Origin of the sequence: Pantoea sp. UBA5923 (genome assembly GCF_002431095.1) — a bacterium.
Lineage (GTDB): Bacteria > Pseudomonadota > Gammaproteobacteria > Enterobacterales > Enterobacteriaceae > Pantoea > Pantoea piersonii.
Window position 1 is genome coordinate 51339 of record NZ_DJDN01000066.1, and the last position, 24303, is coordinate 75641.

At 58.6% G+C, this 24303-nt stretch carries 22 protein-coding genes; 19 read left to right on the top strand and 3 right to left on the bottom strand.

Annotation, left to right across the window (positions count from 1 at the left end):
* The 18 genes from rsmH (at position 1) to mutT (ending at position 21437) form a co-directional block, all read left to right on the top strand.
* Positions 1 to 942: a 16S rRNA (cytosine(1402)-N(4))-methyltransferase RsmH gene (gene rsmH / locus B3797_RS15335; RefSeq protein ID WP_311783100.1), complete on the top strand. Its 942-nt coding sequence runs from the start codon at positions 1 to 3 to the stop codon at positions 940 to 942.
* Entirely contained in the window at positions 939 to 1259 is a 321-nt protein-coding gene (gene ftsL, locus B3797_RS15340) for a cell division protein FtsL (protein WP_120455710.1), read from the top strand. Before rsmH ends, ftsL begins: the two co-directional genes overlap by 4 nt.
* A 16-nt stretch (positions 1260 to 1275) precedes the next feature.
* Positions 1276 to 3042 carry a peptidoglycan glycosyltransferase FtsI gene (locus tag B3797_RS15345; RefSeq protein WP_311791524.1) on the top strand — a complete coding sequence of 589 codons (1767 nt, stop codon included), beginning with the start codon at positions 1276 to 1278 and terminating at the stop codon, positions 3040 to 3042.
* Positions 3029 to 4516, top strand: coding sequence for a UDP-N-acetylmuramoyl-L-alanyl-D-glutamate--2,6-diaminopimelate ligase (gene murE / locus B3797_RS15350; protein ID WP_311791525.1), 1488 nt, complete (start codon positions 3029 to 3031; stop codon positions 4514 to 4516). The genes B3797_RS15345 and murE overlap by 14 nt, the downstream gene beginning before the upstream one ends.
* Entirely contained in the window at positions 4513 to 5871 is a 1359-nt protein-coding gene (murF, locus tag B3797_RS15355; RefSeq protein WP_311791526.1) for a UDP-N-acetylmuramoyl-tripeptide--D-alanyl-D-alanine ligase, read from the top strand. Before murE ends, murF begins: the two co-directional genes overlap by 4 nt.
* Positions 5865 to 6947 (top strand): phospho-N-acetylmuramoyl-pentapeptide-transferase, encoded by a 1083-nt coding sequence (mraY, locus tag B3797_RS15360; RefSeq protein ID WP_033749483.1) that lies wholly within the window; start codon positions 5865 to 5867, stop codon positions 6945 to 6947. The genes murF and mraY overlap by 7 nt, the downstream gene beginning before the upstream one ends.
* Positions 6948 to 6949: 2 nt before the next feature.
* Positions 6950 to 8266 (top strand): UDP-N-acetylmuramoyl-L-alanine--D-glutamate ligase, encoded by a 1317-nt coding sequence (murD, locus tag B3797_RS15365; RefSeq protein ID WP_120455716.1) that lies wholly within the window; start codon positions 6950 to 6952, stop codon positions 8264 to 8266.
* Positions 8266 to 9492, top strand: coding sequence for a cell division protein FtsW (ftsW, locus tag B3797_RS15370; RefSeq protein WP_311783095.1), 1227 nt, complete (start codon positions 8266 to 8268; stop codon positions 9490 to 9492). The genes murD and ftsW overlap by 1 nt, the downstream gene beginning before the upstream one ends.
* Complete coding sequence (gene murG / locus B3797_RS15375) at positions 9489 to 10547, top strand: undecaprenyldiphospho-muramoylpentapeptide beta-N-acetylglucosaminyltransferase (RefSeq protein ID WP_311791527.1); 1059 nt, start codon at positions 9489 to 9491, stop codon at positions 10545 to 10547. Before ftsW ends, murG begins: the two co-directional genes overlap by 4 nt.
* 69 nt (positions 10548 to 10616) lie before the next feature.
* Positions 10617 to 12092 carry a UDP-N-acetylmuramate--L-alanine ligase gene (murC, locus tag B3797_RS15380; protein ID WP_311783093.1) on the top strand — a complete coding sequence of 492 codons (1476 nt, stop codon included), beginning with the start codon at positions 10617 to 10619 and terminating at the stop codon, positions 12090 to 12092.
* A complete protein-coding gene (locus tag B3797_RS15385; protein WP_311783092.1) occupies positions 12085 to 13005 on the top strand; it encodes a D-alanine--D-alanine ligase in 921 nt (306 codons plus the stop codon). Before murC ends, B3797_RS15385 begins: the two co-directional genes overlap by 8 nt.
* Before the next feature lies 1 nt (position 13006).
* A complete protein-coding gene (gene ftsQ, locus B3797_RS15390; protein WP_120455724.1) occupies positions 13007 to 13843 on the top strand; it encodes a cell division protein FtsQ in 837 nt (278 codons plus the stop codon).
* Positions 13840 to 15096: a cell division protein FtsA gene (gene ftsA, locus B3797_RS15395; protein ID WP_033749492.1), complete on the top strand. Its 1257-nt coding sequence runs from the start codon at positions 13840 to 13842 to the stop codon at positions 15094 to 15096. Before ftsQ ends, ftsA begins: the two co-directional genes overlap by 4 nt.
* A gap of 69 nt (positions 15097 to 15165) precedes the next feature.
* On the top strand, positions 15166 to 16320 hold the full coding sequence (ftsZ, locus tag B3797_RS15400) for a cell division protein FtsZ (protein WP_120455726.1): 1155 nt from the start codon (positions 15166 to 15168) through the stop codon (positions 16318 to 16320).
* 101 nt (positions 16321 to 16421) lie between these two features.
* Positions 16422 to 17339 (top strand): UDP-3-O-acyl-N-acetylglucosamine deacetylase, encoded by a 918-nt coding sequence (gene lpxC / locus B3797_RS15405; RefSeq protein WP_120455727.1) that lies wholly within the window; start codon positions 16422 to 16424, stop codon positions 17337 to 17339.
* Between the two features lie 300 nt (positions 17340 to 17639).
* Complete coding sequence (gene secM / locus B3797_RS15410; protein ID WP_311791528.1) at positions 17640 to 18146, top strand: secA translation cis-regulator SecM; 507 nt, start codon at positions 17640 to 17642, stop codon at positions 18144 to 18146.
* 70 nt (positions 18147 to 18216) lie between these two features.
* Positions 18217 to 20922, top strand: a complete 2706-nt coding sequence (secA, locus tag B3797_RS15415) for a preprotein translocase subunit SecA (protein ID WP_311783090.1) — start codon at positions 18217 to 18219, stop codon at positions 20920 to 20922.
* A gap of 119 nt (positions 20923 to 21041) precedes the next feature.
* Entirely contained in the window at positions 21042 to 21437 is a 396-nt protein-coding gene (gene mutT / locus B3797_RS15420; protein ID WP_311783089.1) for an 8-oxo-dGTP diphosphatase MutT, read from the top strand.
* A 23-nt stretch (positions 21438 to 21460) separates the two neighbouring features.
* On the opposite strand, the gene yacG is transcribed toward mutT, so the two are convergent.
* Genes yacG through coaE form a run of 3 tightly spaced genes read right to left on the bottom strand, consistent with a single transcriptional unit; the run spans position 21461 to position 23023 of the window.
* On the bottom strand, positions 21461 to 21658 hold the full coding sequence (gene yacG / locus B3797_RS15425; RefSeq protein ID WP_311783088.1) for a DNA gyrase inhibitor YacG: 198 nt from the start codon (positions 21656 to 21658) through the stop codon (positions 21461 to 21463).
* A gap of 8 nt (positions 21659 to 21666) precedes the next feature.
* A complete protein-coding gene (gene zapD / locus B3797_RS15430; RefSeq protein ID WP_311783087.1) occupies positions 21667 to 22410 on the bottom strand; it encodes a cell division protein ZapD in 744 nt (247 codons plus the stop codon).
* Positions 22411 to 22414: 4 nt separating this feature from the next.
* Entirely contained in the window at positions 22415 to 23023 is a 609-nt protein-coding gene (coaE, locus tag B3797_RS15435) for a dephospho-CoA kinase (protein ID WP_311791529.1), read from the bottom strand.
* 217 nt (positions 23024 to 23240) lie between these two features.
* Between coaE and B3797_RS15440 the strand changes: the two genes are divergently transcribed.
* A complete protein-coding gene (locus B3797_RS15440; RefSeq protein ID WP_311791530.1) occupies positions 23241 to 24281 on the top strand; it encodes a GMP reductase in 1041 nt (346 codons plus the stop codon).
* Positions 24282 to 24303: the final 22 nt, after the last annotated feature.

Below are 24303 nucleotides of genomic sequence, written 5' to 3' on the forward strand. Positions count from 1 at the left end.
ATGCAGGAAAATTTTAAACATACCACGGTGCTACTGGACGAGGCGGTTAACGGCCTCAACATCAGGGAAGACGGCATCTACATCGACGGCACCTTTGGTCGCGGCGGACATTCACGATTGATTCTGTCGCAGCTGGGCGCGCAGGGACGGCTTATCGCCATCGATCGTGACCCGCAAGCTATCGCTGCAGCTGCTGAAATCGCCGATCCGCGTTTCTCCATCGTGCATGGTCCGTTCTCCGAGCTGGCCGAGTATGTCGAAGCGCTGGAGTTAAGCGGCAAAATTGACGGCATCCTGCTTGATCTCGGCGTGTCGTCGCCGCAGCTGGATGACGCCGAGCGCGGTTTCTCTTTTATGCGCGATGGGCCGCTGGATATGCGTATGGACCCGACGCGCGGGCATTCCGCCGCAGAGTGGCTGTTGCAGGCCGAAGAAGCGGATATCGCCTTTGTGCTGAAGACGTACGGCGAGGAGCGTTTTGCTAAACGTATCGCGCGCGCCATCGTGGAACGTAACCGCGAGCAGCCGATGACGCGCACCAAAGAGCTGGCTGAAGTCATCGCGGCGGCGACGCCGGTGAAAGATAAGTTTAAGCATCCGGCGACGCGCAGCTTTCAGGCGATCCGCATCTGGATCAATAGCGAGCTGGAAGAGATCGAAAAGGCATTGAAGGGCGCGTTAACGGTACTGGCGCCCGAAGGGCGTCTCTCCATTATCAGTTTCCACTCGCTGGAAGATCGCCTGGTGAAGCGTTTTATGCGCGACCAGAGTCGCGGTCCGCAGGTGCCGGCAGGTATTCCGATGACCGAAGCGCAGCTTAAGGCGCTGGGCGGACGTCAGCTGAAGCTGCTCGGCAAAATGACGCCGGGCGAAGCGGAAGTGGCGGACAATCCACGCGCGCGCAGTTCGGTTCTGCGTATCGCGGAGAGAACCGACGCATGATCGGCAACGAACGTCACAGCCTGCCTGGGGTTATCGGCGGCGATCTGCTGCGATTCGGCAAAATCCCGGTGATTTTGCTCATCGCCGTACTGGTGTCGGCCATCATGGTGGTGACGACGACGCACAAAACGCGTCTGCTGACCGCGCAGCGCGAGCAGCTGGTTTTAGAGCGCGACGCGCTAGACATTGAATGGCGTAACCTGATCCTTGAGGAGAACGCGCTGGGCGATCACAGTCGGGTGGAGCGTATCGCTACCGAGAAGCTGCAGCTACAGCATGTTGATCCCTCTCAGGAAAACATTGTGGTACAGAAATAAGGAACGCTAAATCGCCATGAGCGGCGCAAGCAAAACGCTGAAGTTGAAAAAACAGGAAGATAAAGCCAGCTTTGTAAGCTGGCGTTTTGCGTTGCTGTGCGGCTGTATTTTACTGGCGCTGTTTGGCCTGCTGTCGCGCGTCGCCTGGCTGCAGGTCATCAAGCCGGATAAGCTGGTGAAAGAGGGCGATCTGCGCTCCTTGCGCGTACAGGCGATTCCCACCGCGCGCGGCATGATCAGCGATCGCGCCGGTCGTCCGCTGGCGGTCAGCGTACCGGTCAACGCCATCTGGGCAGACCCTAAAGAGCTGCACGACGCGGGCGGCGTTACTCTCGACAGCCGCTGGAAGGCGCTTGCCGATGCGCTCTCGATTCCGCTCGATCAGCTGGCAACGCGCGTTAACGCTAATCCTAAAGGACGCTTCATCTATCTGGCGCGTCAGGTCAATCCTGCCATCAGCGACTACATCAAAAAACTCAAACTGCCTGGCATCCATCTGCGCGAAGAGTCGCGTCGCTACTATCCCGCCGGCCAGGTGACTTCTCATCTGATCGGCTTTACCAATATTGATGGGCAGGGCATCGAAGGCATCGAAAAAAGCTTCGATAAGTGGCTGACCGGCGCGCCTGGCGAGCGAACGGTGCGTAAAGATCGCAACGGCCGCGTCATTGAAGATATCTCGTCGGTAGACAGCCGCGCCGCGCATAACCTGACGCTCAGCATTGACGAACGTCTGCAGGCGCTGGTCTATCGCGAACTCAATAACGCCGTCGCGTTCAATAAAGCTGAATCTGGCTCCGCCGTGTTGGTTGAGGTCAACACCGGCGAAGTGCTGGCGATGGCGAACAGCCCGGCTTACAACCCTAATAACCTCAGCAACACGCCGAAAGATATCATGCGCAACCGCGCCATCACCGATATTTTCGAGCCGGGCTCGACCGTTAAACCGATGGTGGTGATGACGGCGCTGCAGCGCGGCGTGGTGCGGGAAAACAGCGTGCTTAATACTGTACCGTATCGCGTTAATGGCCATGAAATCAAAGACGTGGCGCGGTACAACGAACTGACCCTTACCGGGGTTCTGCAGAAGTCGAGTAACGTCGGTGTTTCACGGCTGGCGTTAGCGATGCCCTCCTCAGCGCTTGTAGATACTTATGCGCGCTTTGGCCTGGGTAAACCGACCAATTTGGGGCTGGTCGGGGAAAGTAGTGGCTTATACCCTCAAAAACAACGGTGGTCTGACATAGAGAGGGCCACCTTCTCTTTCGGCTACGGGCTAATGGTAACCCCGTTACAGTTAGCGCGTGTCTACGCGACGATCGGCAGCTACGGCATCTTCCGGCCGCTGTCGATCACTAAAGTCGATCCGCCTGTGGCGGGCGAGCGCGTCTTCCCGGAATCACTGGTGAAAACAGTGGTTCATATGATGGAAAGCGTTGCGCTGCCGGGCGGCGGCGGCGTGAAAGCGGCGATCAAGGGCTACCGCATCGCGATTAAAACCGGTACCGCGAAAAAAGTTGGTCCGGATGGCCGTTACGTTAACAAATATATTGCTTACACCGCAGGCGTCGCGCCTGCCAGTCATCCTCGTTTTGCGCTGGTGGTGGTGATCAACGATCCCCAGGCCGGCAAATATTACGGTGGTGCGGTCTCCGCGCCGGTGTTCGGTGCCATTATGGGCGGCGCTTTACGCACCATGAATATCGAGCCGGACGCGTTGCCGCCCAATGACAAAAACGAGCTGGTGACTAACAGAAGTGAGGAAAAAAGTGACAGATCGTAACCTGCGCGACTTGCTGGGCCCGTGGGTGCCAGGCGCGCCGGCGCGTCCCCTGGGTGACATGACACTGGACAGCCGCAAAGCGGCCTCCGGCGATCTGTTTGTGGCTGTCGCAGGCCACCACGCCGACGGACGGCGTTTTATTCCGCAGGCGATCGCGCAGGGCGTTGCCGCCGTGATCGCGGAAGCCGAAGGCGAAGCCAGCGATGGCGATATTCGTGAGATGCACGGCGTGCCGGTGATTTATCTGGCGCAGCTGCCGCAGCGCCTCTCCGCGCTGGCGGGGCGTTTTTATGGTCAGCCGGGCGAAAAGCAGAAGCTGATAGGCGTGACCGGCACCAATGGCAAAACTACCACCACGCAACTGCTGGCGCAATGGGCGCAGCGGCTGGGTGAAACCGGCGCGGTGATGGGCACCGTCGGCAATGGCCTGCTCGGACAGCTGACCGCCGCTGAGAATACGACCGGTTCGGCCGTCGAGGTGCAGCATCTTTTAAGGGATCTGGCGCAGCAGGGCGCGACGCTGACCGCGATGGAGGTCTCCTCGCATGGTCTGGTGCAGCATCGCGTTGCCGCGCTGCCATTCGCCGCTGCGGTCTTTACCAATCTGAGCCGCGATCATCTTGACTACCACGGTGATATGCAGACCTACGAATCGGCTAAGAAGCTGCTTTTTACCGACCATCAGGTTGGCGAAATGATCCTTAACGCCGATGACGAAGCCGGGCGCCGCTGGCTGGCGACGCTGCCGGACGCCGTCGCCGTCACCATGGCAAATAATTTACAGCCGGGCTGTCACGGTCGCTGGGTGAAAGCCGAAGAGGTGAAATATCACGATAACGGCGCCCATATCCGTTTCAGCTCAAGCTGGGGCGAGGGCGAATTCGACAGCCGACTGATGGGCGCGTTTAACGTCAGCAATCTGCTGCTGGCTTTCGCTACGTTGCTGGCGCTTGATTATCCGCTCGCCGATTTGGTGCGGACCGCGCCGCAGCTTCAGCCGGTCTGCGGTCGCATGGAAGTTTTCAGCGCGCCGGGCAAACCGACCGTTGTAGTGGATTACGCCCACACGCCAGACGCGCTGGAAAAAGCGCTGGAGGCTGCGCGCCTGCACTGCAAAGGCAAGCTGTGGTGTCTGTTTGGCTGCGGCGGCGATCGCGATAAAGGCAAGCGTCCCCTGATGGGCGCGATCGCCGAGCAGTTCGCGGATGTTGTGGTGATTACCGACGACAATCCGCGCAGCGAAGATCCGCAGGCTATCGTTAACGACATTTTGACCGGCCTGCTCGAGCCGCATCGCGCGCGCGTCGTGGCTGGACGTGCGCAAGCGGTCACTAACGCTGTTTTGCAGGCGCAGCCTGACGACATCGTGCTGGTGGCGGGCAAAGGTCATGAAGATTATCAAATCGTGGGGAATCGTCGTCTGGATTACTCCGACCGCGCCACGGTTGCTGCGTTATTAGGAGTGACGGCATGATCCCGGTTTCCCTTACCACTCTGGCTGAAATCAGCGGCGGCACGCTACACGGCAACGATCTTACGCTTAACGACGTCACTACCGATACGCGCAAAGTAACGCCGGGCAGCCTGTTTGTGGCGCTGGTTGGTGAACGCTTCGACGCGCATGACTTTGCCGCTGACGCTATCGCCAGCGGCGCGCAGGCGTTGTTAGTGAGTAAGTGTTTACACGTCTCCGTACCGCAGGTCGTGGTTGCCGACACGCGCATTGCGTTCGGCAAGCTGGCCGCCTGGGTGCGTCAGCAATCGAAAGCGCGCGTAGTCGCGCTCACCGGTTCGTCCGGTAAAACCTCGGTCAAAGAGATGACCGCCTCCATCCTGCGTGAATGCGGCGAAACGCTCTATACCGCGGGCAATCTGAATAACGATTTCGGCGTACCGATGACGCTGCTGCGCCTGACCGAGCAGCATCAGTATGCGGTTATCGAACTGGGCGCGAATCACCAGGGCGAAATCGCCTATACCACCGAGCTGACGCGTCCTGAGAGCGCGCTGGTGAATAACCTGGCAGCGGCGCATCTGGAGGGCTTCGGTTCGCTGGCGGGCGTAGCGAAGGCGAAAGGGGAGATCTTCAACGGCCTGCCCGCGAACGGCACTGCCATTCTGAACGCCGACAGCAACGACTGGCCGCACTGGCAGGCGAACCTGCATGGCAAGCGCGTATGGCGCTTCTCGCCGCAGGCGGCCGACAGCGATTTTACCGCGCGCGATATCCGTCTGACCGTAGACGGCACTCATTTCATTATGCAGACGCCGCGCGGCGACATCGACGTTACGCTGCCACTGCCGGGTCGTCATAACATCGCTAACGCGCTTGCTGCCGCCGCGCTGGCGCTGTCGGTCGACGCGCCGCTTAGCGCCATTCAGAGCGGGCTGAAAAGCCTGCAGGCCGTTCCTGGCCGCCTGTTCCCGATTCGTCTCTCCGAGAAGCAGCTGCTGCTCGACGACAGCTATAACGCCAATGTCGGCTCGATGACGGCCGCCGCGCAGGTGCTGGGCGAAATGCCCGGCTACCGCGTAATGGTGGTGGGCGATATGGCGGAGCTGGGCGAAGAGGCGGAGCAGTGCCATCGCGAAGTCGGGCTGGCAGCGAAAGCCGCAGGCGTCGATCGCGTGCTGAGCGTTGGCGCGCTGAGCGCGCACATTAGTGAAAGCAGCGGGGTTGGCGAACATTTCGACACAAAAACCGCGCTGACTGAACGTTTACGGACGCTGTTGTCCGAACATCGGGAATTAACCGTTTTGATTAAGGGTTCGCGTAGTGCTGCCATGGAGCAGGTCGTGCAGAACCTACAGGAGATGGGAACATGTTAGTCTGGCTGGCCGAGCATCTGGTCGCTTTTTATTCCGGCTTCAACGTCTTTTCGTATCTGACGTTTCGCGCCATTGTCAGCCTGCTGACCGCTTTATTTATCTCGTTATGGATGGGGCCTCGCCTGATCGCCTGGCTGCAAAAGCTGCAAATCGGCCAGGTGGTACGCAACGACGGTCCGGAGTCGCACTTCAGCAAGCGCGGTACGCCGACCATGGGCGGGATTATGATCCTCACCTCGATCACCGTTTCGGTGCTGATGTGGGCTTATCCTTCGAATCCCTATGTCTGGTGCGTACTGGTGGTGCTGGTGGGCTTTGGCATCATCGGCTTTGTTGATGACTATCGCAAAGTGGTGCGTAAGGACACGAAGGGCCTGATCGCTCGCTGGAAATATTTCTGGATGTCGGTGATTTCGCTGGGCGTGGCGTTTGCACTCTACGCCGCCGGTAAAGGCACGCCCGCCACGCAGCTGGTGGTGCCTTTCTTCAAAGATATCATGCCGCAGCTTGGCCTGTTCTACGTAGTGCTCGCCTACTTCGTTATCGTCGGCACCGGCAACGCCGTTAACCTGACCGACGGCCTGGACGGTCTGGCGATTATGCCGACCGTATTCGTCGCGGCAGGGTTCGCGCTGGTGGCCTGGGCAACCGGCAACGTTAAGTTCGCTGAGTATCTCCATATTCCCTATTTACGCCATGCGGGCGAGCTGGTGATCGTCTGTACCGCTATCGTCGGGGCAGGGCTGGGCTTCCTGTGGTTCAACACCTATCCGGCGCAGGTCTTTATGGGCGACGTGGGTTCGCTGGCGCTGGGCGGCGCGCTCGGCACGCTGGCTGTGCTGCTGCGTCAGGAGTTTTTGCTGGTGATTATGGGCGGCGTGTTTGTGGTAGAGACGCTCTCTGTGATCCTGCAGGTAGGATCGTTCAAGCTACGCGGACAGCGCATTTTCCGCATGGCGCCGATTCATCATCACTATGAACTGAAAGGCTGGCCGGAACCGCGCGTGATCGTGCGCTTCTGGATCATCTCGCTGATGCTGGTGCTTATTGGCCTGGCCACGCTGAAGGTACGTTAATTATGGCTGACTATCGGGGCAGAAAAGTCGTCATTATCGGGCTGGGCCTGACCGGGCTCTCCTGTGTTGATTTCTTTTTAGCGCAAGGCGTAACGCCGCGCGTGATGGATACCCGTGTGTCGCCGCCGGGACTCGACAAGCTGCCTGAGCAGGTAGAGCGCTATACCGGCGGGTTGAACAGCGACTGGTTGCTGGCGGCGGATCTTATCGTCGCCAGTCCAGGCATCGCGCTGGCGCATCCGGCGCTCAGCGAGGCGGCAGATGCGGGCGTTGAGATCGTCGGCGATATTGAGCTTTTCTGCCGCGAAGCGCAGGCGCCGATCGTCGCGATCACCGGTTCCAACGGCAAAAGCACCGTCACCACGCTGGTTGGCGAAATGGCGCGGGCCGCCGGCTGGCAGGTTGGCGTTGGCGGCAATATCGGCCTGCCGGCGCTGTCGCTGCTGAAGTCACCCGCACAGCTCTACGTGCTGGAGCTTTCCAGCTTTCAGCTGGAAACCACGTTTAGCCTGAAGGCCGCGGCGGCGACCATTCTTAACGTCACCGAAGATCATATGGATCGCTATCCGCTCGGCATGCAGCAGTACCGCGCCGCGAAGCTGCGTATCTATGAAAATGCGCGAGTATGCGTAGTCAACGCCGACGATGCGATGACGATGCCGGTGCGCGGCGCCGATGCGCGCTGCGTCAGTTTCGGCATCGACTTCGGTGATTATCACCTTAATCGCCAGCAGGGCGCGACCTGGCTGCGCGTGAAGGGCGAAAAAGTGCTCAACACCGATGAGATGAAACTGGTGGGGCAGCACAACTATACCAATGCGCTGGCGGCGCTGGCGCTGGCGGATGCCGTAGGCCTGCCTCGCGCTTCCAGCCTGGCGGCGCTGACCAGCTTTAGCGGGCTGGCGCATCGCTTTCAGCTGGTGCATGAGGCTAAGGGCGTGCGCTGGATCAACGACTCTAAAGCCACCAACGTCGGCAGCACCGAGGCGGCGCTTAACGGTCTGCAGGTTAAAGGCCGACTCTGGCTGCTGCTGGGCGGCGACGGCAAATCGGCCGATTTTTCCCCGCTGGCGCGCTACGTGCAGGACGAGAAGGTTCATCTCTACTGCTTCGGCCGCGATGGCGACGCGCTGGCTGCGCTGCGGCCTGACAGCGCCGTACGCACCGAGACGATGCAGCAGGCAATGGAGCAGATCGCGCCGCAGCTACAGCCTGGCGATATGGTGTTGCTCTCGCCAGCCTGCGCCAGCCTCGATCAGTTCCGTAATTTCGAGCAGCGTGGCGACCGCTTCGCGCAGCTGGCGAAGGAGTTAGGCTGATGCGTATTCCTGGCGCCGGACTGATAATCGGACTTTTTGCTTTTATCGGCAGCCGACTGAAAGACTGGGTGATGGGCGCGCGCGAAAGCGACGACTCCGCGCTGGTGCTTTATGACCGCACGCTGCTGTGGCTAACCTTCGGGCTGGCGATTGTGGGCTTCGTGATGGTGACCTCGGCTTCTATGCCGGTCGGTCAGCGTCTGAACGACGATCCCTTTTACTTCGCCAAGCGCGACGCGTTCTATATTGCGCTGGGTCTCGGCATCGCGCTGGTCACGCTGCGCGTGCCGATGGATTTCTGGCAGCGCTACAGCAACGCCATGCTGCTGGCTTCGGTAGTGATGCTGCTTATCGTGCTGGTCGTGGGCAGCTCGGTGAACGGCGCGTCGCGCTGGATCGCCCTGGGGCCGCTGCGTATTCAGCCCGCGGAGCTGTCGAAGCTGTCGCTGTTCTGCTATCTCGCCAGCTATCTGGTGCGTAAGGTCGAGGAGGTGCGAAATAACTTCTGGGGCTTCTGCAAACCGATGGGCGTGATGGTGGTGCTGGCGGTGCTGCTGCTGGCGCAGCCTGACCTCGGCACCGTGGTCGTGCTGTTCGTCACCACGCTGGCGATGCTCTTTCTGGCGGGCGCGAAGCTGTGGCAGTTCCTGGCGATTATCGGCTCCGGTATTTTCGCCGTGGTGCTGCTGATTATCGCCGAGCCTTACCGTATGCGTCGCGTGACTTCCTTCTGGAACCCCTGGGAAGATCCCTTCGGCAGCGGTTATCAGCTGACGCAGTCGCTGATGGCATTTGGCCGCGGCGAGTTCTGGGGACAGGGGCTCGGCAATTCGGTGCAAAAGCTGGAATATCTGCCGGAAGCGCATACCGACTTTATCTTCTCCATCATCGGCGAGGAGCTGGGTTATATCGGTGTGGTTTTAGCGTTGTTGATGGTATTCTTCGTCGCTTTTCGTGCGATGTCGATTGGCCGCCGCGCGCTGGAGATCGATCAGCGTTTTTCCGGCTTTCTGGCCTGCTCGATCGGCGTGTGGTTCAGCTTCCAGGCGCTGGTAAACGTCGGCGCGGCAGCGGGCATGCTGCCGACGAAAGGTCTGACGCTGCCGTTAATCAGCTACGGCGGTTCCAGCCTGCTGATTATGTCGACCGCGATCGTGTTTTTGCTGCGTATTGATTATGAAACGCGCCTGACCAAAGCGCAGGCGTTTACCCGAGGTGCCCGATGAGTGGGAAGCGTTTGATGGTGATGGCGGGCGGAACCGGTGGGCATGTCTTCCCCGGTCTGGCCGTCGCCCATCATCTGATGGAACAGGGGTGGCAGGTTCGCTGGCTCGGTACGGCCGACAGAATGGAAGCGGATCTGGTGCCGAAACACGGTATTGAGATTGAGTTTATCCGCATCAGCGGCCTGCGCGGCAAGGGGCTGAAAGCGCTGCTGCTGGCGCCGATGCGTATTTTCAACGCCTGGCGTCAGGCGCGCGCCATTATGCAGGCGTGGAAGCCGGATGTGGTGCTGGGCATGGGCGGTTACGTCTCGGGGCCTGGCGGCCTCGCCGCCTGGAGCTGCGGCATCCCGGTGGTGCTGCATGAGCAGAACGGCATTGCCGGACTGACCAACAAGTGGCTGGCGAAGATCGCCAGCAAAGTGATGCAGGCTTTTCCCGGCGCTTTTCCGCATGCGGAGGTCGTAGGCAATCCGGTACGTACCGATGTACTGGCGCTGCCGCTGCCGGAGCAACGTCTGGCTAACCGCAGCGGCCCGGTCCGCGTGCTGGTGGTCGGCGGCAGCCAGGGCGCGCGCGTGCTGAATCAGACGCTGCCGCAGGTCGCGGCCGCGCTGGGCGACACGATCACGCTGTGGCATCAGACCGGTAAAGGGGCGCTGCAGGATGTGCTTAAGGCCTATCAGCAGGTTGGCCAGACGCAGCATAAGGTTACGGAATTTATTGATGATATGGCGGCCGCCTACGCCTGGGCGGATGTGGTGGTTTGCCGCTCCGGCGCGCTGACCGTCAGCGAAATCGCCGCTGCGGGTTTACCAGCGATTTTCGTGCCCTTTCAGCATAAAGATCGTCAGCAGTACTGGAATGCGCTGCCGCTGGAAAAAGCGGGCGCGGCCAAAATTTTTGAGCAGCCGCAGTTTACCGCGGATGCCGTGGCGGAGACGCTGCGCCACTGGGATCGTCCCACGCTGTTAAATATGGCGGAAAAAGCCCGTCAGGTGGCGATCCCCGATGCAACCGAACGGGTTGCGCAAGAAGTGGCGCGCGCCGCGAAGTGATAAATCGGGTCAGCGTAGCTGGCCGGTGCCGCAACAGGCACAGATAAAGATGACAGGTAACTGAGAACGATGAATACACAACAACTGGCAAAACTGCGCTCCATTGTGCCCGAGATGCGTCGCGTCCGGCACATTCACTTTGTCGGCATCGGCGGTGCCGGCATGGGCGGTATTGCCGAAGTGTTGGCGAATGAGGGTTACCATATTAGCGGCTCCGATCTGGCGCCGAACGCGGTGACGCAGCATCTGGCGGCGCTGGGCGCCATCATTTATTTCAACCATCGCCCGGAAAACGTCACCGACGCCAGCGTGGTGGTGGTCTCCAGCGCGGTGGCGCAGGACAACCCGGAACTGGTCGCGGCGCGCGAACAGCGTATCCCCGTCATCCGCCGCGCCGAGATGCTGGCGGAGCTGATGCGTTTTCGACACGGCATCGCCATTGCCGGAACGCACGGCAAAACCACGACCACGGCGATGGTATCCAGTATCTATGCCGAAGGCGGGCTGGATCCGACCTTCGTCAACGGCGGGCTGGTTAAGGCCGCGGGCACGCACGCGCGGCTCGGCAGCAGCCGTTACCTGATTGCGGAAGCGGACGAGAGCGACGCCTCTTTCCTGCATCTGCAGCCGATGGTGGCGGTGGTAACCAATATCGAAGCTGACCATATGGACACCTATCAGGGCGACTTCGAGAACCTGAAGCAGACATTTATTAATTTCCTGCACAACCTGCCGTTTTACGGCCGCGCGGTCATGTGCATTGATGATGTGGTGATCCGCGATCTGATCCCTCGCGTCGGACGACACATCACCACCTACGGTTTTAGCGACGACGCTGACGTGCGCATTGAGCACTATGAGCAGCGCGGCGCGCAGGGGCATTTTACGCTGGTGCGTCATGACAAGCCGCGCCTGCAGGTGACGCTGAACGCCCCTGGCCGCCATAACGCGCTCAACGCGGCGGCGGCGGTTGCGGTAGCGAGCGAAGAGGGCATTGAAGACGACGCCATTCTCGCCGCGCTGGAAAGTTTCCAGGGCACAGGCCGTCGCTTCGACCTGCTGGGTGAATTCCCGACGGAGCCGGTGAATGGCAACCCGGGCAGCGCGATGCTGGTAGATGATTACGGCCACCATCCGACGGAAGTTGACGCCACGATTAAGGCGGCGCGCGCCGGCTGGCCAGATAAAAAGCTGGTAATGGTCTTTCAGCCGCACCGCTATACGCGTACCCGTGACCTGTTTGACGATTTCGCCAATGTGCTGTCGCAGGTCGACGTGCTGCTGATGCTGGATGTCTATTCAGCGGGCGAAACGCCGATTCCAGGCGCGGACAGCCGGGCGCTGTGCCGCTCTATTCGCGGCCGCGGCAAGGTCGATCCGGTACTGGTGCCGGATCATGACGCGCTGCCGGAAATGCTGGCGCCGCTGCTGTCGGGCAAAGATCTGATTCTGGTGCAGGGCGCCGGTAACGTAGGCAAAGTGGCGCGCAAGCTGGCGGAGTGCAAGCTGCAGCCGGAGCGTAAAGCGGAGGAGCGTCATGGCTGATAAAGTCGCCGTCCTGATGGGCGGCACCTCGGCGGAGCGCGAAGTTTCGCTGATGTCGGGCAAGGCAGTGCTGGCGGGTCTGCGCGAAGCGGGCATCAACGCGCACGCGGTAGACACGCGCGAAGTCTCGGTGCTGACGCTGAAAGAGCAGGGCTTCGACGCTGCCTTTATCGCGCTGCATGGTCGCGGAGGCGAAGACGGCACCCTGCAGGCGGTACTGGAATTTTTGCAGCTGCCCTATACCGGCAGTGGCGTAATGGCGTCAGCCATTACCATGGATAAGCTGCGCACCAAGTTACTCTGGCAGGGTCGCGGTTTGCCGTCAGGCCGTTTTGTCTGGCTGACGCGCGAGCAGTATCAGGCGGGTCTGACCGCGGAAACGCGCGACGCCGTTGAGGCGCTCGGCCTGCCGCTGTTCGTCAAGCCGAGCAGCGAAGGCTCAAGCGTCGGCATCAGCCGCGTCAATGCGCTGGAAGCGCTGCCTGCGGCGCTGGATGAAGCCTTTCGCCATGACGATAACGTATTAATCGAGGCTTTTCTCAGCGGCGCTGAGTACACCGTCGGCATTATTGGCGATCAAATCCTGCCTGCAATACGCATTCAGACCGCCAGCGAGTTCTATGACTATGAAGCAAAATACATTTCTGACGATACTCAATACTTCTGCCCGGCAGGATTGAGCGCAGAGCGGGAGGCGGAGCTGCAGAAACTGGTCTGGGACGCATGGCGCGCGCTGGGCTGTAGCGGCTGGGGGCGAGTCGATGTTATGGCGGACGGCGAAGGCAATTTCCAGCTGCTGGAGGTAAATACCTCGCCGGGAATGACCAGCCACAGCCTGGTGCCGATGGCGGCCAGAGAGGCGGGAATGAGCTTCTCCCGGCTGGTGGCGCGTATTCTGGAGCTGGCCGACTGATATGTCACAGGCGGCACTTAACGCACGGAACCGCGAGCCTCAGGAGCGCGTGCGCACGGGGCGCAGCAACGGGGCCAGACTTTTCGGCATCGTTTTTTTGCTGATGGTCATTGGCATTATGATTTTCGGCGGGCTGGTCGTGCTGAAGTGGATGAACGACGCGTCGCGACTGCCGCTCTCAAAGCTGGTGGTGACGGGCGAAACCCACTACACCACGCACGATGATATTCGCCAGGCGATTTTGTCGCTGGGCGCGCCGGGCACCTTTATGTCGCAGGACGTCAACATCCTGCAGCAGCAGATTGAGCGGTTGCCGTGGATTAAGCAGGTCAGCGTGCGCAAGCAGTGGCCTGATGAGCTGAAGATCCATCTGGTGGAGTATGTGCCGGTGGCGCGCTGGAACGATCTACATATGGTGGATGCGGACGGCGTCTCCTTCAGCGTGCCGGCCAGCCACATCGGCAAAGAAACGATGCCGATGCTGTACGGACCGGAAGGCAGTGAAAAAGAGGTGTTGGCGGGTTACCACAGCATGAGCGACGTGCTGAAGGCCAACAAATTTACCCTGAAGGTAGCGTCGATGACGGCGCGGCGGTCATGGCAGCTGGTCACCAGCGACGATGTGCGCATCGAGCTGGGACGCGGCGAACCCATGAAACGTCTCAACCGATTTATTGAGCTCTATCCGGCGTTGCAGCAGCAAGGGCAGAACGAGCACAAGCGTATCAGCTATGTGGATTTGCGGTACGACTCGGGTGCAGCCGTGGGCTGGACGCCGGAGCCCGTAGAGCTCCAGGACAGTAATCAGCAACAGAACCAGGCACAGGCTAAACAATGATCAAGGCAACGGACAGAAAACTGGTAGTTGGACTCGAAATTGGCACCGCGAAGGTCGCCGCCCTGGTTGGGGAAATTCTGCCCGATGGCATGGTCAACATTATCGGGGTGGGCAGCTGCCCGTCTCGCGGTATGGATAAAGGCGGCGTAAACGACCTTGAGTCGGTGGTGAAATGCGTACAGCGCGCCATCGATCAGGCCGAGCTGATGGCGGATTGCCAGATCTCTTCCGTCTATCTTGCTTTATCGGGCAAACATATCAGCTGTCAGAACGAAATCGGGATGGTTCCGATTTCCGAAGAGGAAGTGACTCAGGATGATGTGGAGAATGTCGTACACACTGCGAAGTCAGTGCGCGTGCGCGATGAGCACCGCATCCTGCATGTTATTCCTCAGGAATACGCTATCGATTATCAGGAAGGCATTAAAAATCCGGTCGGTCTTTCGGGCGTGCGCATGCAGGCGAAAGTGCACCTGATCACATGTCACAACGATATGGCGAAAAATATCGTCAAAGCCGTTGAACGTTGTGGCCTGAAAGTTGACCAACTGATTTTTGCCGGACTGGCGTCCAGTTTTGCCGTGTTGACGGAAGACGAACGTGAACTTGGCGTCTGTGTTGTCGACGTCGGTGGCGGTACAATGGATATCGCTGTTTATACAGGCGGCGCGCTGCGTCACACTAAAGTGATCCCTTATGCGGGTAACGTGGTCACCAGCGATATCGCCTATGCTTTCGGCACGCCGCCGACAGACGCAGAGGCGATTAAGGTTCGCCACGGCTGCGCGCTGGGTTCGATTGTCGGCAAAGACGAAAACGTCGAAGTGCCGAGCGTTGGCGGACGACCGCCGCGCAGTCTGCAACGGCAGACGCTGGCTGAAGTGATCGAGCCGCGATACACCGAATTGCTGAATCTGGTCAACGACGAGATTTTGCAGCTACAGGAACAACTGCGTCAGCAGGGCGTTAAGCATCATCTGGCAGCTGGGATCGTGCTGACCGGCGGTGCTGCGCAAATTGAAGGGCTGGCCGCCTGCGCGCAACGCGTTTTTCATACGCAGGTGCGCATTGGACAGCCGCTCAATATCACAGGATTGACGGATTACGCGCAGGAACCTTATTACTCAACCGCAGTGGGACTGCTGCACTATGGCAAAGAGTCCCATATGAACGGCGATGCAGAGACGGAAAAACGCGCATCGGTGGGCAACTGGTTCAAGCGCATCAATAGCTGGTTGAAGAAAGAATTTTAATTTTAGAAAGGAGACCATGCAGGCACTGTTTATGGTCTCCAGGCGACAGGCACATAACGGAGAGAAATCATGTTTGAACCGATGGAATTAACCAATGACGCGGTGATTAAAGTCATCGGCGTCGGCGGCGGCGGCGGCAACGCCGTAGAGCACATGGTACGCGAGCGTATCGAAGGTGTAGAATTCTTCGCTGTGAACACCGACGCCCAGGCGTTGCGTAAAACAGCGGTTGGCCAGACGATCCAGATCGGCACCAATATCACCAAAGGTCTGGGTGCTGGGGCGAATCCGGAAGTTGGTCGTACCTCGGCTGAAGAAGATCGCGAAGCACTGCGTTCTGCGCTGGAGGGAGCAGACATGGTGTTTATCGCTGCCGGTATGGGCGGCGGTACCGGTACCGGCGCTGCGCCGGTGGTAGCGGAAGTGGCCAAAGACCTGGGCATTCTGACCGTTGCGGTCGTGACCAAGCCGTTTAACTTCGAAGGCAAAAAGCGTATGGCTTTTGCCGAGCAGGGCATCGCTGAACTGTCGAAGCATGTCGATTCGCTGATCACTATCCCGAACGACAAGCTGCTGAAAGTGCTGGGTCGCGGTATCTCTCTGCTTGACGCCTTCGGTGCGGCAAACGACGTGCTGAAAGGCGCGGTACAGGGCATCGCCGAGCTGATTACGCGTCCGGGCCTGATGAACGTCGACTTCGCAGACGTGCGCACCGTTATGTCCGAAATGGGCTACGCCATGATGGGCTCCGGCGTCGCTTGCGGTGAAGACCGTGCGGAAGAAGCGGCAGAAATGGCGATCTCCAGCCCGCTGCTGGAAGATATCGATCTTTCTGGCGCGCGCGGCGTACTGGTCAACATTACGGCGGGCTTCGACCTGCGTCTGGATGAGTTCGAAACCGTGGGTAACACCATCCGCGCCTTCGCCTCCGACAACGCGACCGTGGTTATCGGTACCTCGCTGGATCCAGAGATGAACGACGAGCTGCGCGTGACCGTGGTAGCGACCGGCATCGGTATGGACAAGCGTCCTGAAATCACGCTGGTGACCAACAAGCCTGCCAGCCAGCCGGTTATGGATCATCGCTATCAGCAGCACGGCATGTCGCCGCTGCCGCAGGAGCAAAAACCGGCAGCGAAAGTGGTCAACGACCAGAGCGCGCAGTCAAACAAAGAGCCCGATTACCTTGATATTCCAGCGTTTCTGCGTAAGCAGGCCGACTAAGAATAACCTGAGAATTGGGATTCTCCGCTCTTTGTGCTAAAGTGTTCGCCCGCTGGTAAAGTATACTAGCGGTCGGATGGGTAATATTGCGAGATAATACGATGATCAAACAAAGGACATTAAAACGTATTGTTCAGGCGACTGGCGTCGGTTTGCATACCGGCAAGAAAGTCACGCTGACTTTACGCCCTGCGTCGGCTAATACCGGGGTCATCTATCGTCGCACTGACTTGAATCCACCGGTTGATTTCCCGGCTGATGCAAAATATGTGCGCGACACCATGCTGAGTACCTGCCTGGTGAATGATGAAGGCGTGCGTATTTCAACGGTTGAGCATCTGAACGCCGCGCTGGCCGGTCTGGGCATCGACAACATTATTGTTGAAGTGGATGCGCCAGAGATCCCGATCATGGACGGTAGCGCCGCGCCCTTTATCTATCTGCTGATGGATGCGGGCATTGAGCAGCTGAACAGCGCGAAGAAATTTGTGCGCGTTAAGCAGACTGTTCGCGTGGAAGATGGCGATAAGTGGGCTGAGATTAAGCCGTACAACGGTTTTTCTCTCGATTTTACTATCGACTTCAACCATCCGGCGATCGACTCTAGCTCTCAGCGCTATCAGCTGAACTTCTCTGCCGACTCTTTTGTTCGTCAGATCAGCCGCGCCCGTACCTTCGGCTTTATGCGTGAAATCGAGTACCTGCAATCCAAAGGCCTGTGCCTGGGCGGTAGTCTGGATTGCGCTATTGGCCTCGACGATTTCCGCGTGCTGAACGAAGAAGGCCTGCGTTTTGAAGACGAATTCGTTCGTCACAAAATGCTTGATGCAATCGGCGACCTGTTTATGTGCGGCCATAATATTATCGGCGCGTTTACCGCGTTCAAATCAGGCCACGCACTGAACAACAAGCTGCTGCAGGCCGTCCTGGCGAAACAGGAAGCCTGGGAATGGGCTACCTTCGAAGACGAAGCGGAACTGCCGCTGGCATTCAAGGCACCAAATCTGGTTCTGGCTTAATTACCCCAGAACCTTGAAAGGCTGGTTATGCTGACACCCCTCTCCGGTCAGCGGCGCCAGCCTTTTTTATTTCCTTTTTTGCTCCTCCTGGATTTCCGGCAAGTCTCGCAGTAAATGCTGCAATGCTGATGAAACGCTGAACAATCAGGCGTCTTTTCTTCCAGAGCGACTTTAAACACTGATGTGGTCGCCCCACATTAATGGTACTATCAGGCGCTCTGAAAAGCTGAGCGCCGCTGTTCAAAGACGAGCGGCAAACCCCCAACAACGACGCGATCGTTGATGCGCAATGGAAGAGCTGTGATCGGAATTTTTCTACGCTGGCGACACTTAGGCAGACGCTATTTCTGGCCTCATCTCCTGTTGGGGATGGTGGCGGCCAGCTTTGGTTTGCCTGTCTGCGCGCAGAGTGCCGAACTTAACACCTCATCTGAATCCTCTTCCAGTAGCCTGTTCGTCGGTAACGCCGCGCGCTTCGATCATCTGATCCGGCTGCAGGAAACGGCGCGACGTCCCAGCTTTACTATCGATTACTGGCATCAGCACGCCATCCGCACCGTTATCCGCCACCTTTCGTTTACCTTAACGCCACAGGCGGAAACACCAGATACTGTCCCGCTGGCTGCGCATAAGCTGGCGCTTATCGATTCGCTCCAGGCGTTGCTGACCACGCACACTTCTCTGCGTCAGCCGTCGCAGCAGGTCGCGCAGGCGCCGCGTGATGCCCTCGCACCTGTCACTTCGCTGGCCGACTGGCGTAGCAAAACGCATGCAATTCGCGCCGGACCGTCTACGCTGCTTGTCTGAAACCGTTATTTAAATACCCTTTTTCATTATCGCAGCCCGTGTAAAGCGGCTGAATTGAGAAGTTTTTAATATGTTAATCAAACTGTTAACGAAAGTATTTGGCAGCAGCAACGATCGTACTCTGCGCCGTATGCGCAAAGTGGTAGACGTCATCAACAAGATGGAGCCGGATTTCGAGAAACTTTCAGACGATGAGCTGAAAGCGAAAACCAATGAATTCCGTGAGCGTCTGAAAAAGGGCGAGTCGCTGGAAAGCCTGATCCCGGAAGCTTTCGCAACGGTACGTGAGGCGAGTAAGCGTGTCTTCGGCATGCGCCACTTTGACGTGCAGCTGATTGGCGGCATGGTGCTGAACGATCGCTGTATTGCTGAGATGCGTACCGGTGAAGGTAAAACGCTGACCGCGACGCTGCCTGCCTATCTCAATGCGCTGAGCGGCAAAGGCGTGCATGTCGTGACCGTCAACGACTATCTGGCGCAGCGCGATGCGGAAAACAACCGCCCGCTGTTTGAGTTCCTTGGCCTGAGCGTCGGCATTAACCTGCCTGGCATGCCTTCTGTGGCGAAGCGTGAAGCCTACGCGGCAGATATCACCTACGGCACCAACAACGAATATGGCTTCGACTATCTGCGCGACAACATGGCGTTCAGCCCGGAAGAGCGCGTACAGCGCAAGCTGAACTACGCGCTGGTGGATGAAGTTGACTCCATTTTGATCGATGAAGCGCGTACGCCGCTGATTATTTCCGGCCCGGCTGAAGACAGCTCTGAACTCTATATCAAGGTCAACAAAATCATCCCTAGCCTGGTACGCCAGGAGAAAGAAGATTCCGATAACTTCCAGGGTGAAGGCGATTTCTGGGTCGATGAGAAAGCGCGCCAGGCGCACATGACCGAGCGCGGCCTGGTCAAAGTCGAAGAGCTGCTGGTTAGCCAGAACATTATGGCCGAGGGCGAATCGCTCTACTCACCGACTAACATTATGCTGATGCATCACGTTACGGCGGCCTTACGCGCGCATGCGCTGTTTACGCGCGACGTCGATTACATCGTAAAAGATGGCGAAGTGGTTATCGTCGACGAGCACACCGGCCGTACTATGCAGGGCCGCCGCTGGTCTGACGGTCTGCATCAGGCGATTGAAGCTAAAGAAGGCGTGGAAATCCAGAACGAGAACCAGACGCTGGCTTCCATCACCTTTCAGAACTACTTCCGTCTCTATGAGAAGCTGGCCGGTATGACCGGTACGGCGGACACCGAGGCCTTTGAGTTCAGCTCTATCTATAAACTCGACACCATTGTGGTGCCAACCAACCGCCCGATGGTGCGTAAAGATCTGCCTGATCTGGTCTATATGACCGAAAAAGAGAAGATCGACGCGATCATCGAAGATATTCGTGAGCGTACCGCAAATGGCCAGCCGGTGCTGGTGGGTACGATTTCCATCGAAAAATCGGAAGTGGTCTCTAACGAGCTGACGCGCGCGGGCATCAAGCACAACGTGCTGAACGCCAAATTCCACGCCCGTGAAGCGGACATCGTGGCGCAGGCTGGTCAGCCGGGCGCGGTCACCATCGCGACCAACATGGCGGGTCGTGGTACCGACATTATGCTGGGCGGCAGCTGGCATGCGGAAGTCGCTGAGCTGGAAGAGCCTACCGAAGCGCAGATTGAAGCGATCAAAGCCGCCTGGCAGCAACGCCATGATGCGGTACTGGCTTCAGGCGGTCTGCATATTATCGGCACCGAGCGTCATGAATCGCGCCGTATCGACAACCAGCTGCGCGGCCGCGCCGGTCGTCAGGGCGACGCCGGTTCTTCCCGTTTCTACCTGTCGATGGAAGATGCGCTGATGCGTATTTTCGCCTCGGATCGCGTCTCTAATATGATGCGTAAACTGGGTATGAAGCCTGGCGAAGCGATTGAGCACCCGTGGGTAACAAAAGCTATCGCCAACGCGCAGCGTAAAGTGGAAAGCCGCAACTTCGATATTCGTAAGCAGCTGCTGGAGTATGACGACGTGGCGAACGATCAGCGTCGTGCTATCTACAGCCAGCGTAACGAGCTGCTGGACGTTTCCGACGTTAGCGAAACCATTAACAGCATTCGCGAGGATGTGTTCAAAACCACCATCGACAGCTACATTCCGCCGCAGTCGCTGGAGGAGATGTGGGACGTGCCGGGCCTCGAAGAGCGCCTGCGTAACGACTTCGATCTCGATCTGCCGATCGCCGAGTGGCTGGATAAAGAGCCGGATCTGCATGAAGAGACGCTGCGCGAGCGCATCATGACGCGCGCCCGCGAGAGCTACGCCAGTAAGGAAGAGGTTGTCGGCGTTGAGATGATGCGCAACTTCGAAAAAGGCGTGATGCTGCAGACGCTGGACTCGCTGTGGAAAGAGCATCTGGCGGCGATGGACTACCTGCGTCAGGGCATCCATCTGCGCGGCTACGCGCAGAAAGATCCGAAGCAGGAGTACAAACGCGAATCTTTCGCTATGTTCGCGGCGATGCTGGAGTCGCTGAAGTATGAAGTGGTCAGCACCCTGAGCAAGGTGCAGGTTCGTATGCCGGAAGAAGTCGAAGCGATGGAGCAGCAACGTCGCGAAGAAGCTGAACGCCTGGCGCAGCAGCAGCAGCTCAGCCATGTCGATGATGAAGCTGCCGCAGCGGCGTCGCTGGCGGCGCAGAGCGGCGAGCGTAAAGTCGGACGCAACGATCCCTGCCCATGCGGCTCCGGTAAAAAATATAAGCAGTGTCATGGCCGACTGGCCTGACAGGCACTAAGAAAAAGGAGCTTCGGCTCCTTTTTTCTTGCCTGCGGAGCGTGATTAACATTACGCCGCCCATGCTTTAGAATCAGCGCACATTGACTCACCTGACGTGGAAAAACTTTATGAAGCACCTGCAGGTTGCCGTTGGCATCATCCGTAACGCCGATAAACAGATCTTTCTGGCTCAGCGCCCGGCCTCATCGCATATGGCGAATATGTGGGAGTTCCCCGGCGGCAAAATCGAGGCGGGGGAGAGCGCTGAAGAGGCGCTGAAGCGCGAGCTGCTGGAAGAGACAGGCATTGACGTGACGCAGGCGACGGCGATTGGCGCAGCGGATCATACCTACGAAGATCTGCGCGTTACGCTGAACTTCTTTCTGGTGGAAGGCTGGAACGGCGAGCCGTGGGGACGTGAAGGGCAGCCGCAGCGCTGGGTGGCGCAAAGCGCGCTGGTGGCAGAAGAGTTCCCGCCAGCTAACCATGCGCTGATTGCACGTCTGGTCGCCGGCGAGCTTTAACAGCAGGGGTCGGGCCCCTGCTCTCAGTGCTGCTCTTCGCTCCAGTCCTCGCTGTCGTTCAGATCGCCCTCGCTGGGAATGCGCTTCTCTTCGTCCGCCCATTCGCCTAAATCAATCAGCTGACAGCGCTTGCTACAGAACGGGCGCCACGGGCTGAGTTCATCCCAGATTACATCTCTACCGCAGTGCGGACACTGAACGGTAATTACTTCATTTTGCATAGCTACCTCTAACAACAGGCCAGTTCAAAGTTGAGTCGTGCGGGCACTTCGCCGCGTTCGCTGTCCAGCGGCAGGAAACGGATGGCGTAACGACTTTTGTGGCCGGAAACCTGGGGGTAAAGCGCATCTTCCAGCTGTAGCTGCAGGCGCAGCAGTTCCGCGCCTTCCGCATTGTCCTGATAAAAACCGTTCAGGCTGGTCTGATGGCGGAATGCCCCCGACTGACGAATAAGATCCAGAATCATCGCCAGGCTTTGATGCAGCGGCTCCAGCGTCTCCAGCCAGGCGGCGACGTGGCTGTCGCGCATCTCCTGAGGCTGATGCAGCCAGATATGCAGCCCTGGCAGATCGAAACTACAGCATCCGCCGGGAATGCTAAGCCGTTGACGCACCAGCCCGATAAGCCGATCCTCACGCAGCTGCTGCCCCATACGTGGCGCGCTGTTGAGCTGAACTGACTGCGCGCGTAGCTGGTCGCGCAGCGCATCGACCACGGCCATATCAACGCCGGGTACATCAGCCCAGGCACGCAGTTTTTGCTGCTGACGCTCCAGCTCTTTCAGGAGTTCAGTGCGCATATCGCCGCGCTCGAAAATATCCAGCAGCTCGCCGATGATGCGGAAAAAGGTCAAGGCAGAGGCGGCTCGGGTTATCGGCACGGTTTCCTGCAGCTGCTGGATCAGGAATTCCACGCGCAGCCAGGTGCGCATTTTTTCATTCAGTGGATGTTCAAACAGAACGACTGTACTCATGGCGTTAATCCTGTTGCATTGCCGCCAGCGCCAGATAACGCTGGTGCAGGGCGGCAACCTGCGGCAGCGCCTCATCGGGCGTGCCGCTGTTATTAATGACGTCGTCGGCTACGGCGAGGCGCGCGCTGCGCGTCGCCTGAGCGGACAGAATATTTTGCGCCTGCTGTCGGTCGATGCCGTCGCGCTGGATGGTGCGCATGAGCTGTGTTGCTTCATCGACGTCGACGACCAGTACGCGATCCGCCTGGCGCTGCAGGCCGTTCTCGACCAGCAGCGGCACGACCCACAGCACATAAGGCGCTGTGGTCAGCGCTTTCAGCTGCTGCGTGCGGGCGTTAATCAGGGGATGAAGCAGATTATTTAGCCAGGTTTTTTCATCGGGCGACCGGAAAATAATGTCTCTCAGCCGGGCGCGATTCAGCGTGCCTTCTTCCGTCAGGATGCCGTTGCCGTGGCGCTCTGCAATTTTCTGTAGCGCCGCCGATCCCGGCTCGACGACTTCGCGCGCAATAACATCCGCGTCGATAATGGGTACGCCAAGCGCCGCAAAAGCATTGGCGATGGTGCTCTTTCCACTGCCGATTCCACCGGTCAGCGCCACGGTATAAGGCATATCACTCTCTCAGGCGCGCAACACAGCCGGGCAAGCCGAAGCGCAGAACTGTGTGCGCGATCACAATGAAAATTCTCAGCTAAATTTATGGGATTGTAGCTTAAATAAAGTGAAATTCGCAGTCTTGTCGGCAGGCGTATGGCGCGTATGATTATGCCACTGGAGCCGTGCGCGCTACCCGAACTGCGGTTCGTTGCCACTTACCAGGACATTTTTTATGCGTATTGAAGAAGATTTAAAGCTGGGTTTTAAAGATGTACTGATCCGTCCTAAACGCTCCACGCTGAAAAGCCGCTCTGAAGTCGAACTGGAACGTCAATTTACCTTTAAGCATTCCGGGCTGAGCTGGAGCGGCGTGCCCGTAATCGCGGCAAACATGGACACCGTTGGTACTTTCAGCATGGCGGAAGCGCTGGCGAGCTTTGGTATTCTTACGGCTGTACACAAGCACTACAGCGTCGAAGAGTGGCGCGCCTTTATTCAGCGCTCGTCTGTTGCGGTGTTGAACCACGTTATGGTATCGACGGGCACTTCCGATGCCGATTTGCAAAAGCTGACCGCCATTCTGGCGCTCTCCGCCGATCTTAAATTCATCTGTATTGACGTGGCTAACGGCTATTCCGAGCACTTTGTCACCTTCCTGCAGCGCGCGCGCGAAATCTTCCCGGATCGCACCATTTGCGCAGGCAATGTGGTCACCGGCGAGATGGTAGAGGAGCTTATCCTTTCCGGCGCGGATATCGTTAAGGTGGGCATTGGTCCAGGCTCAGTGTGCACGACGCGCGTCAAAACCGGCGTCGGCTATCCTCAGCTCTCCGCCGTTATCGAATGCGCAGACGCGGCACACGGCCTGGGGGGTCAGATTGTCAGCGACGGCGGCTGCGCGGTGCCGGGCGATATCGCCAAGGCGTTCGGCGGTGGTGCCGATTTCGTGATGCTGGGCGGCATGCTTGCCGCGCATGATGAGTGCGAGGGAACGGTGATCGACGAGAACGGCGAGCAGTTTATGCTGTTCTACGGCATGAGCTCTGAATCGGCGATGAAGCGTCACGTTGGCGGCGTCGCGCAGTATCGCGCAGCAGAAGGCAAAACGGTGAAGCTGCCGCTGCGTGGCCCGGTTGCCGAAACGGCGCGCGATATTCTCGGCGGTTTGCGCTCAGCCTGTACCTACGTCGGCGCGGAGCGGCTCAAGGAGCTGACCAAGCGAACCACCTTTATTCGCGTCGCCGAGCAGGAAAACCGCGTTTTCAACCGCTAACGGTGTCTATGCATCAGGGTGC

Bases quoted from the DNA above. Each gene is read 5' to 3' on its own strand.
- rsmH (WP_311783100.1), top strand. From the start codon at position 1: ATGCAGGAAAATTTTAAACATACCACGGTGCTACTGGACGAGGCGGTT.
- ftsL (WP_120455710.1), top strand. From the start codon at position 939: ATGATCGGCAACGAACGTCACAGCCTGCCTGGGGTTATCGGCGGCGAT.
- B3797_RS15345 (WP_311791524.1), top strand. From the start codon at position 1,276: ATGAGCGGCGCAAGCAAAACGCTGAAGTTGAAAAAACAGGAAGATAAA.
- murF (WP_311791526.1), top strand. From the start codon at position 4,513: ATGATCCCGGTTTCCCTTACCACTCTGGCTGAAATCAGCGGCGGCACG.
- mraY (WP_033749483.1), top strand. From the start codon at position 5,865: ATGTTAGTCTGGCTGGCCGAGCATCTGGTCGCTTTTTATTCCGGCTTC.
- murD (WP_120455716.1), top strand. From the start codon at position 6,950: ATGGCTGACTATCGGGGCAGAAAAGTCGTCATTATCGGGCTGGGCCTG.
- ftsW (WP_311783095.1), top strand. From the start codon at position 8,266: ATGCGTATTCCTGGCGCCGGACTGATAATCGGACTTTTTGCTTTTATC.
- murG (WP_311791527.1), top strand. From the start codon at position 9,489: ATGAGTGGGAAGCGTTTGATGGTGATGGCGGGCGGAACCGGTGGGCAT.
- murC (WP_311783093.1), top strand. From the start codon at position 10,617: ATGAATACACAACAACTGGCAAAACTGCGCTCCATTGTGCCCGAGATG.
- B3797_RS15385 (WP_311783092.1), top strand. From the start codon at position 12,085: ATGGCTGATAAAGTCGCCGTCCTGATGGGCGGCACCTCGGCGGAGCGC.
- ftsQ (WP_120455724.1), top strand. From the start codon at position 13,007: ATGTCACAGGCGGCACTTAACGCACGGAACCGCGAGCCTCAGGAGCGC.
- ftsA (WP_033749492.1), top strand. From the start codon at position 13,840: ATGATCAAGGCAACGGACAGAAAACTGGTAGTTGGACTCGAAATTGGC.
- ftsZ (WP_120455726.1), top strand. From the start codon at position 15,166: ATGTTTGAACCGATGGAATTAACCAATGACGCGGTGATTAAAGTCATC.
- lpxC (WP_120455727.1), top strand. From the start codon at position 16,422: ATGATCAAACAAAGGACATTAAAACGTATTGTTCAGGCGACTGGCGTC.
- secA (WP_311783090.1), top strand. From the start codon at position 18,217: ATGTTAATCAAACTGTTAACGAAAGTATTTGGCAGCAGCAACGATCGT.
- mutT (WP_311783089.1), top strand. From the start codon at position 21,042: ATGAAGCACCTGCAGGTTGCCGTTGGCATCATCCGTAACGCCGATAAA.
- yacG (WP_311783088.1), bottom strand. From the start codon at position 21,658: ATGCAAAATGAAGTAATTACCGTTCAGTGTCCGCACTGCGGTAGAGAT.
- zapD (WP_311783087.1), bottom strand. From the start codon at position 22,410: ATGAGTACAGTCGTTCTGTTTGAACATCCACTGAATGAAAAAATGCGC.
- coaE (WP_311791529.1), bottom strand. From the start codon at position 23,023: ATGCCTTATACCGTGGCGCTGACCGGTGGAATCGGCAGTGGAAAGAGC.
- B3797_RS15440 (WP_311791530.1), top strand. From the start codon at position 23,241: ATGCGTATTGAAGAAGATTTAAAGCTGGGTTTTAAAGATGTACTGATC.